Genomic DNA, 6,601 nt, shown 5'->3' on the forward strand with positions numbered 1-6,601 from the left:
GGGGTGGATCATGTGGATGAAGTTGATTCAAACCTGAAAACCAAGGGTTCTGTTCTTGAAGTGTTGAAGGTGTGTACCCGGCTTGGCCTCACGTCATTCGGCGGACCAATTGCTCACCTCGGCTACTTCCACGAGGAATACGTGAAACGTAGGAAGTGGGTTGACGAACAGAGCTACGCTGATTTGGTTGCGCTCTGTCAGTTCTTGCCCGGCCCAGCAAGCAGCCAGGTCGGAATTGCTATCGGCATTGAACGTGCAGGGCTGCTTGGAGGGCTGGCCGCTTGGGTAGGATTTACGCTGCCCTCGGCCATTGCACTGGTGGTTTTCGCTTACGTTTTGAAGGGACTGAACATTCAACATGCTGGGTGGCTTCATGGTCTGATGATTGTGGCCGTGGCTGTGGTAGCGCAAGCGGTCTGGTCGATGGCCACCAAACTCGCACCTGACAAGCCTCGTGGTACGATAGCGATCTTGGCTGCGATAGTGACTTTACTCTGGCCAACGGCCTTCACCCAGGTACTCATTATTGTCCTTGCGGGTGTCGTTGGGTGGCTGTTGTTTTCCAAACGGCAGGTCAGTGATGCCCCACCTATGCGTGTTCCGATTGGGCGTAAGACAGCAATCTTTTCATTGGTTCTCTTCTTTGCGTTCCTCATCGGGCTTCCGATTCTTAGGTCGGTGACTCATAGCCAAACCCTTGCCCTGATCGACAGCTTTTATCGTGCAGGTGCATTGGTGTTTGGTGGTGGCCATGTTGTGTTGCCACTGCTCCAAAATGCCGTGGTGACACCAGGTTGGGTGACGAACGGTGAATTCTTGGCCGGTTATGGAGCTGCTCAAGCGGTTCCAGGACCACTCTTCACCTTTTCGGCGTACTTGGGAGCTGTTATGCACCCACGTCCTAACGGAATACTTGGAGCTACACTCGCACTCATCTCGATATTTTTGCCGGCATTCTTGCTTGTCATCGGGGCACTTCCCTTCTGGAACGCCATGCGGCGTCATTCGGGATTTCAGTCTGTGCTGATGGGAATCAACGCATCGGTAGTCGGAATTCTGGTGGCTGCCTTGTATAATCCGGTGTGGACGAGTGCCGTCAAAACTCCAGTCGATTTCTGTTTCGCCATTGCGGCGTTTGGATTGCTAATGATTTGGAAAGTCCCGCCGTGGGTGGTTGTGCTTCTTTCTGCGATAGGTGGAGCCGTGGTGTCCTCCTTGTGATGTGTATATGGTAACAAAGTGGCAGAGGCCGTCTCGGGAGATGGCCTCTGTAGTCTCTTCAAGGAACATTGGTTGACTAGGGCACATATCCATCTTATAATTCAAGTATTCAATTGAATAGTAAAGGGGCGGTTTTGTGTCGAACCACGATACGAGAGCATGGAAAGATGCTATTTATAGTCAGTTCGCTCGGATTGGAAAGGCACTTTCCAGTCCAAAGCGCCTTGAGATCCTTGAACTCTTGTCCCAAGGGCCAAAGACGGTTGAGACATTGGCTCGGGAGACTGAGATGAGTGTGGCAAATGTTTCACAACACTTGCAGATTCTGCTACAAGCACGAATGGTTTGTTTTGAAAAACACGGCACGTATGCGATTTACCGATTGTCTAGCGGAACTACTACCAAATTGTTGTTATTGCTTGAGGATTTGGGCGAAGAGATTCTGGCAGAGGTAAATCAATTACGAGAAGAGCTAACAAGGAACATGGAGTTTCCCGAGCCCTTGTCTATCGAACAATTAGAATCCCGACTGCAATCGGGAGATATCACCTTGATTGATGTCCGACCTAAAGAAGAATACGACTTTTGTCACATACCTGGTGCCATTTCCATTCCCATTACGGAGCTTGAAAAGAGACTTTCTAGCCTTCCACGTGACAAAGACATTGTTGCGTATTGCCGAGGCGCATATTGCGTATATGCCATACAGGCAATCGAGTTGTTGAGAATGCAGGGATTTCAGGCTTTTCGATTGGAGGAAGGCGTTCGGGAGTGGAACGAACTGCATCCCACGCATCAGTAAGCGGGATTCGGAAGAGTGTGCGTAGGCATAATTTTGTACGCCGGTTAATTTGGGCGGAAGTAAAATCGAGGCAAATAGGAGGAAGGATATCAATGATTTTCCGACAGTATCTCCATACGGAACCTATTGCAGCATCGTACCTCTTTGGTTGCGGTGGTAAGGGTAAAGGGGTTGTCGTTGATCCCTTGATTCAGGACGTGGACTTCTATGTCCGCCAAGCTACGGAGTTGGGAATGCAGATCACTTACGTCTTTGATACGCACCTGCATGCGGATCATGTTTCCGGTGGCCGATCGCTCGCTGAAAAAACGGGTGCAGAATACGTGTTACACGAATCTCTCTCTATGATCTTTCGTTTTCTCCCGTATTCTAGCTTAATCGCAGTATTACTCATTTGACCTGACAGACAGATTTGACCGAGAAATGAGGACAGAGTCCATCTTTCTGTCACAAGGGTATGTGGAAATAAGGGCTGAGCCCCTCTTTCTAAAATATGGTCGCACATTGGATGTCCACTTGCACCTTTGTGGCTTACCCTCTCATGTCTCACAGGGTCTCATTGGAGCCCGCTACATTCCATCGTTCTGCCTGTCAAAGGGTGGATGCCGTGGTCTGCTGCCCGCCAGGGTCGTTGCCCCGTTGTTAACGTTCGTACCGGCTAATCCGTGCTTCGTTTGTCAATTGAGCTTACTGTGAGTTAACTGGATAACGATGAAAACGAAAAATTTCAAGCAGCGTTCTGTAGACGTTCCATGTGTACGGGTCCAAGCACTTTTACTGGGTCGTATGGCATTTGTTTTCGTCCCAGTACGAACAGTATTCGAATCAGTCGACAACTTAACGCAATGGCTGACTGCATCCGCTTTAACGGATTCTGCACTCTCTGTGTGTAGTATCGGTGCAATGCCTGAAACTCTGCATTCTTTGCGAGTAGTGGTATGACACAACGGAACAATAGTGACCTTAGCTTTGGACGCCCACGCTTACTGATCGTCGTTCGTCCCTTGTGTTTACCAGAACTGTTCTCCTTCAGATTCAGCCCCGCCAGCTTTTGAATCTGCTTGGCATTGTCGTAGCCCGAGAGATCCCCGACTTCAGCGAGGAATCCAGCGACGGTAACCAACCCTACACCAGGCACACTAAGCATTTGCTGCGTCCCAGGTATCTGACTCACCAGTCGCTCGACTTCGCTCATGAGAAGCTCTAACTGCTCTTGGTACAAATCATATTGGCGCAGTAGAATCATCAGCTCTTGGTGTCCCATCTGTAGCCCTTCGGTGAGCCCAATGGACTGCTCAGCCATCTCCTTCAGAAGGTTCGCCTTACTGAGTCCAACGCCCCGTAAAATCCCGTTCTTTCGCCACGCCTGAACAATTTCAGATGCTGTCTTTTCCTGAACATCCACCGGACAGGGAAATTCATGCAAGCACACTAAGGCTGCTTTGCCCTCCCAATCCTTGAATACCGTCGTGAACTCTGGAAAGAAGCGGTCTAACCAGTTGTGAATACGTGCCTGTACTCGCTTGAGGTCTTCAGACAAGCGGTCTCTTTCATTCATTCCCACACGCAAATCGGCGTAGATATCCTCGGGAATATGAGGTACGGAGTACCGTCCATCCTTGACCAAAAGTGAAATGACACGTGCGTCTTTGCGGTCGTTTTTCGTAGGGCTGTTGTCTTCAAGTTCCTTCGTTTTCTTCACGTGCAGCGGGTTCACCAGCACCACCTGAATTCCCTCTCGACGTAGGAACTGAGCGAGATTCATCCAGTAATGACCTGTGGGTTCAACACCGAAAATGACGTTGTCACAACTGTGATCCAACATAAGCGACCGAATCCAAGTCAACAACTTCTCAAACCCGTGTCTGGTGTTGTCAAAGGTCAGCGGTTTTCCAAGTTCCACGCCTCGAACGTTACTGGCACGTGCGACATGAACCTTCTTGGCGATATCTGCTCCGACAACCAAGGTTGAATCTGTGATGCGGCGAATCTTGCTGTTCTGCGTTATACTCATGGTGTAGCTTTACCTCCTGATAAGTGGTGTGTTTTGGTCGACATCAACACTATCAGGAGTTTTTTATTGCCTCAAATCTGATTTTGCTTCATTACAGGAATGCTGCCCCAGTGAATTTTCCGTTCAAGGGTGTAGCTGATGGAGATGAGGTAGTTGCCGGCAACGTTGTCATTCGAGTATTGCATACACCAGGTCACACCCCAGAACACATTTCCCTTATTGTCACCGACAAAACAAGAAGCAGTGATCCCTGGTTTGTATTGACCGGACACACTTTGATGGTTGGAGACGTTGGGAGAACAGAACTTGCATCGGAGGCTGAAATCGGGGCTTCCGATTTGTACGACAGCCTCTTCAAAAAGCTATTGTTACTGGAAGATCACATCGAAGTGTTTCCTGGCGCCTTTTCGGGCTCAGTGTGCGGTCGTTCGTTAAGTGGGAAACCATCGTCCACAATTGGCTTTGAGCGACGGTTTAATAAGGCATTACAAAAGACGAAGAAAGAGGATTTTGTGAAATACATGCTCGAAGAAATCCCGCCTAAGCCCGAGGGTTTTGAAATAATTCGAAAGACCAACATGGGATATGGAGTATAAAAACGGCCACGGAATCGATGAGAAAGGGGGGCCGCCATGAAAGAGCGTTCTATGAAATTAGGGCTACGACCGAATTTGACACAGTTCATTTTGTTGGCCATCAATAACGCATTTGTAGGTTCGATGGTCGGCATTGAGCGTACGGTGGTCCCGGTACTCGGTAAACAGAGTTTTCACCTGAATTCCTTGTCCGTGTTACTTGCCTTCATCGTCTCCTTTGGAATCGTGAAAGGACCTCTCAATTTGGTTGCCGGCCGGCTTGCGGACCAGTGGGGACGTAAGCCCATCCTTATTCTTGGTTGGGTGTGCGGACTCCCGGTTCCGCTCATGGCGATATTTGCACCGTCTTGGGGATGGATTATCGGAGCGAATCTTCTGCTTGGAGCTAATCAAGGATTTGCGTGGTCAATGACTGTCACGAGTAAAATTGATCTTGTAGGCCCTGCCCGTCGTGGATTGGCACTTGGTATTAACGAATTCTCAGGATACATCGGTGTTGCGTTCATCAGCGGAGTGGCCGGATACCTCGCATCGATTTATGGTCCCCGCCCGATTCCCTTTGTCGTTGCCGAAGTCATCGCAGTCGTTGGATTGTTGATGGCATGGATTGTAATTCGGGATACTCTTCCGCATACCCGGTTGGAAATGTCGACAGGGAATCAGGTGGGGATCCAAACACGACTCGGCATTGGACAGGTCATTGCAATGGTCAGCTTCAAAAACCGTACGTTGTTAGCGTGCAGTCAAGCAGGTTTGGTGAATAAGCTGAGCGATACAGCAGTCTGGGGACTTATACCCGTTATGATGGCTCAAAGTCATTACTCTGTTGCGCAAATTGGGCTTGTTAGCGGTATGTATGCGGCGACGTGGGGCGTACTGCAATTGTTGTCCGGGACTTGGAGTGACAAAGTAGGCAGGAAGACGCCTATTGTGCTTGGGCAAATCTTGAATGGGATTGGAATTGGTTTTATATTGCTGACCCATTCTTTGGCAATGTGGGTAATCACTGCACTGCTTATGGGAATTGGTACAGCACTAGTGTATCCGGTACTGCTTTCTGCGGTTGGAGACGAGGCGCATCCAGTATGGCGAGGCTCTGCCCTTGGCGTGTATCGAATGTGGCGTGACGGTGGATATGCGATTGGGGGAATCTTGATTGGCTTTGGTGTTGACTGGTTAGGAAATGAACGAACGATTGGCACACTCGCTGCTATCGTGCTCGTGTCTGCGATGTTTGTGTTGTTCGGGATGGAAGAACCATTGCAAAAAACAAGGTAAACGTCCACACTCGAAACAGTGCATCTTGGGTAATGCACGGTTAACTCTACAGGCCAATGAATACCAAACCATCGAGGGCCACATCACAAATTCACGACAGGCCGGTTCCTAACTTGGTTCTAAAAGGTTATTGAAGGGAAGTCTGGTTGTATGCCTTCAAACGAGGAGGGATCAGAATTGCAAAGAATTTACCTTGATTACAATGCCAGTACACTTATTGCTCCCGAAGTTGCAGAAGTGATGAAACCTTTTTTAACGGATTATTATGGGAATCCGTCAACTACACACTGGGCAGGAAAACCTGCAAGACAAGCGTACGAAAGGGCAAGGCAGCAAGTTGCCGACTTGCTTGGTTGTGATCCTGAAGAAGTCATTTTTACGAGCGGCGGCAGTGAATCGAATAACCATGCCTTAAAAGGGGTATTCTTTGCCCTTAAAGAAAAAGGCACCCATATTGTAACAACGCAGATCGAACACCCGTCTATTATCAACCCGTGTAAGTTTTTGGAGAAGCTCGGAGCAAAAGTCACGTACGTCGGTGTGGATCGTTTTGGTCAGGTATCACCATCAGATATTGAAAAGGCGATTACGAATGAAACGATTTTGATATCGGTTATGCATGCCAATAATGAGGTTGGTACGATTCAACCGATCGCTGACATCGCTAAAATCGCCAAGAAATATAACATA

The 6,601-nt window shown here is 48.8% G+C and carries 7 protein-coding genes; 6 read left to right on the forward strand and 1 reads right to left on the reverse strand.

The window, feature by feature from the left end:
• The first annotated feature begins 12 nt into the window (after window positions 1-12).
• The 3 genes from AAC01S_RS06370 to AAC01S_RS06380 all read left to right on the forward strand — a co-directional run bounded on the left by AAC01S_RS06370 (window position 13) and on the right by AAC01S_RS06380 (window position 2,421).
• On the forward strand, window positions 13-1,221 hold the full coding sequence (locus tag AAC01S_RS06370; protein ID WP_245630104.1) for a chromate transporter: 1,209 nt from the start codon (window positions 13-15) through the stop codon (window positions 1,219-1,221).
• A 136-nt stretch (window positions 1,222-1,357) separates the two neighbouring features.
• Complete coding sequence (locus tag AAC01S_RS06375) at window positions 1,358-2,023, forward strand: ArsR/SmtB family transcription factor (protein ID WP_067620550.1); 666 nt, start codon at window positions 1,358-1,360, stop codon at window positions 2,021-2,023.
• A 92-nt stretch (window positions 2,024-2,115) separates the two neighbouring features.
• Window positions 2,116-2,421, forward strand: a complete 306-nt coding sequence (locus AAC01S_RS06380) for an MBL fold metallo-hydrolase (protein WP_083511576.1) — start codon at window positions 2,116-2,118, stop codon at window positions 2,419-2,421.
• Between the two features lie 329 nt (window positions 2,422-2,750).
• Here AAC01S_RS06380 and AAC01S_RS06385 read toward each other — a convergent pair whose 3' ends face one another.
• The gene (locus tag AAC01S_RS06385) at window positions 2,751-4,037 is read right to left on the reverse strand and encodes an IS110 family RNA-guided transposase (protein ID WP_067620553.1); all 1,287 of its coding nucleotides are present in this window, start codon (window positions 4,035-4,037) and stop codon (window positions 2,751-2,753) included.
• A gap of 110 nt (window positions 4,038-4,147) precedes the next feature.
• On the opposite strand from AAC01S_RS06385, the gene AAC01S_RS06390 reads away from it, so the two are divergent.
• The 3 genes from AAC01S_RS06390 to AAC01S_RS06400 form a co-directional block, all read left to right on the forward strand.
• Window positions 4,148-4,633 (forward strand): MBL fold metallo-hydrolase, encoded by a 486-nt coding sequence (locus AAC01S_RS06390; RefSeq protein WP_157071079.1) that lies wholly within the window; start codon window positions 4,148-4,150, stop codon window positions 4,631-4,633.
• Window positions 4,634-4,669: 36 nt separating this feature from the next.
• Window positions 4,670-5,911: an MFS transporter gene (locus AAC01S_RS06395; RefSeq protein WP_067620559.1), complete on the forward strand. Its 1,242-nt coding sequence runs from the start codon at window positions 4,670-4,672 to the stop codon at window positions 5,909-5,911.
• Between the two features lie 177 nt (window positions 5,912-6,088).
• The coding region (locus AAC01S_RS06400) for a cysteine desulfurase family protein (RefSeq protein ID WP_157071080.1) at window positions 6,089-6,601 on the forward strand (513 nt) is incomplete at its 3' end.

This window comes from Alicyclobacillus acidiphilus NBRC 100859 (assembly GCF_001544355.1).
GTDB lineage: Bacteria > Bacillota > Bacilli > Alicyclobacillales > Alicyclobacillaceae > Alicyclobacillus > Alicyclobacillus acidiphilus.